Origin of the sequence: Vibrio fujianensis (assembly GCF_002749895.1) — a bacterium.
Classification (GTDB): domain Bacteria; phylum Pseudomonadota; class Gammaproteobacteria; order Enterobacterales; family Vibrionaceae; genus Vibrio; species Vibrio fujianensis.
In genome coordinates this window covers 305575-309526 of the sequence record NZ_NBUS01000042.1, presented here as the reverse complement: position 1 = coordinate 309526, position 3952 = coordinate 305575, and the positions used below count along the sequence as shown (strand labels likewise).

Genomic DNA, 3952 nt, shown 5'->3' with positions numbered 1-3952 from the left:
GAGAGTGATTGAAAGAGGGTCGGTGGTTCGCCTGATATTTCAAATTAGGCTCTTCACCGACCACTATTTTAGGCCTCAGTCAAAAGACTGAGGCTTTTAAGTTTGTAGAGAGTGATTGACAGAGGGTCGGTGGTTGGCCTGATATTTCAAATTAGGCTCTTCACCGACCACTATTTTAGGCCTCAGTCGAAAGACTGAGGCTTTTAAGTTTGTAGAGAGTGATTGACAGAGAGTCGGTGGTTCGCCTGATATTTCAAACTAGGCTCTTCACCGACCACTACTTTAGGCCTCAGTCAAAAGACTGAGGCTTTTAAATTTCTAGAGAGTGACTGACAGACTCAAGTATTTATGTGCGACAAAAACGTTACTTTAGCGGAGTTTAAACAAATTTGACGAAGATAAATGTTCGATGTTTGTCACAAATTAGCGTTTATCTTCTCGAACTTGATTGGCGGTATTCATGGCGAAAGATGAATTTTTTCACACCAAGGATTGAAATGGGCCTTATTTATGTGATTTTGATCGAATTAATCTCGTCAAAATAGAAATGTCGATTTTGACGCTTAGGTTAACCTTTTGATATTAATGCTTTTATTTTTATTTTGAATGCTGGATTTTGAACTTGATCACCTCATGGTTTGATTAATTTTACGCCTAGAAATAACTCGCGTTATGGTGAACGTCATCAAGTGTAGCCATTGGCTGATGTCGTCGTGAGATGTGAAGGGATATGACCATCCCATCCATTTTCAACCTAAAAGTAAGGTATTTCTTATGTTGAACAAGAGTGTGATTGCCGTTTCAGTGATAGCAACTATAGCTGGTTGCTCAATGATGAACTCATCAAACCAGTCTGTCGTTAATTCACTCGCGGATAACCTAGATATTCATTATACCGTTTTCACCAACCATGGTGCGGATGAAGGACTTGAATGCCAAGCATTGGGCGCTGAGTGGGCTTCTTGTAATAAAGTAAATATGACTTTGGCAAACCAAGGTAACGCGGTTGATTCAAAAGATTGGGCCATTTACTTTCACAGTATTCGTTTGATTTTAGATGTAGACAGTGATCAATTTAAAGTGACCCGTGTTACGGGAGATTTACATAAACTGGAACCCACCGAGTTATTTACTGGTTTTGCTGCGGGAGAAACCATTACGCTTCCTCTGATTGGTGAATATTGGCAGCTGTTTGAAACAGACTTTATGCCTCGTGCTTTTATCACGGCACCGAATGCAGAACCCAAAGTGATTGCTTCACTCAATACTGAGGAGGTGGATAGTTTTGTAAGTGGGCTAGCCGGAAATAATCTAAAACGTACCCCTAGCGATAATAATGTCTTTGCGAATGCGTTGACTCGTTTTGAAAAAAACGCTGATGTCACTTTGCAAGATGTGTCAAGTTCCTTATTACCGACCCCCATGAAAGTGGAAAAAGGTCATGGAAATTTAGCTATCTCGGCAGGTTTAGCACTGCCCAAAGCGGCTTTTGACGAGGCACAACTTACTGCCATTCAAAGACGAGCGATGATGGTTGGCCTGAATGTGAATGGTTCACTTCCGGTTTCTATTGCTGTGACACCAAAGTCATTTAGTGGAGCGTTGGCTAAGTCAGGAGCCTATCAACTGCGCATTAATGATAAAGGTATCGTCATTCATGCCTTTGACCAAGCAGGGGCTTTTTATGCCGTACAATCAATTTTGGGGTTGATTGATAGCCAGCAACCAGACACATTACCGCAACTTTTTATTCAAGATGCCCCTCGTTTTGATTATCGTGGCATCATGATTGACGTTGCCCGCAACTTCCATAGTAAATCAGCAATTTTAGCGACATTAGATCAAATGGCTGCGTATAAAATGAATAAGTTGCATCTACACCTTACTGATGACGAAGGATGGAGAATCGAAATTCCAGGGTTACCTGAATTAACGGATATTGGTGGGCAACGCTGTTTTGATTTAACCGAGACAGAATGTCTATTACCGCAGTTAGGTTCTGGGCCAACAAGCGATAATTTTGGTTCGGGTTATTTCAGTAAAGAGGACTACATTGAGATTTTGCAATATGCGAAGGCGCGTCATATTGAAGTGATTCCTGAAATCGATATGCCTGCTCACGCACGTGCAGCTGTTGTTTCGATGGAAGCGCGTTATCAGCGTTTAATGCAAGCAGGAAAAGAAGCGGAAGCCAATGAGTACCGTTTGTTGGATCCACAAGACACCTCAAATGTGACTACAGTGCAATTCTATGATCGTTTAAGTTTCATTAACCCTTGCCTTGATTCATCGACGCGCTTCGTGGATAAAGTGATCAGTGAAATTGCTGCCATGCACCAGCAAGTGGGAATGCCGTTAACCACTTGGCATTTTGGTGGTGATGAAGCGAAAAATATTAAGTTGGGTGCCGGTTTCCAAGATGTTAATGAGACCGATAAAGTGAGTTGGAAAGGCAATATTGATCTTTCAGCGCAGGATAAACCATTTGCTCAATCTCCACAGTGTCAGGCAATGATCGCGAGTGGTGAAGTGAGTGATTTTGCTCATTTACCTAGCCATTTTGCTGAACAAGTGTCGAAGCTTGTGAATCAACAAGGAATTCCCCACTTTCAAGCTTGGCAGGATGGATTGAAATACAGTGATAGTCCGGAGTCATTTGCCACTCAGAGCACGCGAGTCAATTTCTGGGATGTCTTGTATTGGGGAGGAACATCATCCGCTTATGAATGGGCCGAGAAAGGTTATGATGTGATTATTTCTAACCCTGACTATGTTTATATGGATATGCCCTATGAAGCGGACCCTAAAGAGCGGGGCTATTATTGGGCAACACGTGCTACCGATACGCGTAAAATGTTTAGTTTTGCACCAGAGAACTTGCCACAAAATGCTGAAACCTCACTGGATCGTGATGGCAATGGGTTCAGTGGTAAAGGGGAAGTGAAAGCGAAACCATTCTATGGCCTCTCCGCCCAGCTTTGGTCTGAAACGGTACGCAATGATGAGCAATATGAATATATGGTCTTTCCTCGCGTATTGGCTGCCGCTGAGCGAGCTTGGCACCAAGCCAGTTGGGAGAATCGCTACCGAGTCGATGTTGAATACTCACAGCAAACCTCTCGTGTTAACCAAAAAGCGTTAACGGCGGACTGGAATCGCTTTGCCAATGTGGTTGGGCAACGTGAGTTAGCAAAATTGGAAAAAGCAGGCATTGATTATCGCCTCCCTGTTCCTGGAGCGGTGATTAAGAACGGACATTTGGCCATGAACGTTCAGTTCCCCGGTGTGACGTTGCAATATTCATTCGATGGTGAGCAATGGCAGAACTTTGATGCGGCGAATGCCCCTAAAGTCAATGGTAAAGTGTGGATTCGTTCACTCTCTGCCAGTGGGCAACGAGCAAGTCGTGTTACGATGATTGAATAATCACTCGATACATTGAGTTCATTTCACAATCAAAAAAGCCTCTCACGCGTGAGAGGCTTTTTTATGTTAAGCCAAGGCTTAACAACTTAGGAAGACATCAACTCGATAGCTACCTTTGTGATCACCCTACACCAATTAATCATCAAAACGGGTTTTAACTAAGCGTAGTCGATTGGCATTGCTCACCACAGTAATAGAAGAAAGCGCCATGGCGGCTCCGGCAACAACGGGGCTCAGTAAAAAACCAAATGTAGGATAAAGCACCCCTGCGGCAATCGGAATGCCAAGTGTATTGTAAATAAAGGCACCAAAGAGGTTTTGACGCATATTTTTCAACGTGGCTTTAGAGAGTTCAATGGCATTCACCACGGCTAGTGGTGAGGAGTTCAAGAGGGTCATTTGCGCACTTTCAATAGCGACATCACTGCCGCTACCCATGGCTATTCCAATGTCTGCTTGTGCTAGCGCTGGCGCATCATTGATACCGTCTCCTACCATCGCAACATGCCGCCCTTGCTGTTGCAAT

General features: G+C 43.5%; 2 protein-coding genes. One reads left to right on the top strand and one right to left on the bottom strand.

Annotation, left to right across the window (positions count from 1 at the left end; translation table 11 throughout):
• Window positions 1–774: 774 nt before the first annotated feature.
• Window positions 775–3426, top strand: a complete 2652-nt coding sequence (locus B7C60_RS10440; protein ID WP_099611593.1) for a beta-N-acetylhexosaminidase — start codon at window positions 775–777, stop codon at window positions 3424–3426.
• A 135-nt stretch (window positions 3427–3561) separates the two neighbouring features.
• Here B7C60_RS10440 and B7C60_RS18870 read toward each other — a convergent pair.
• The coding region (locus B7C60_RS18870) for an HAD-IC family P-type ATPase (RefSeq protein ID WP_245869161.1) at window positions 3562–3952 on the bottom strand (391 nt) is incomplete at its 5' end.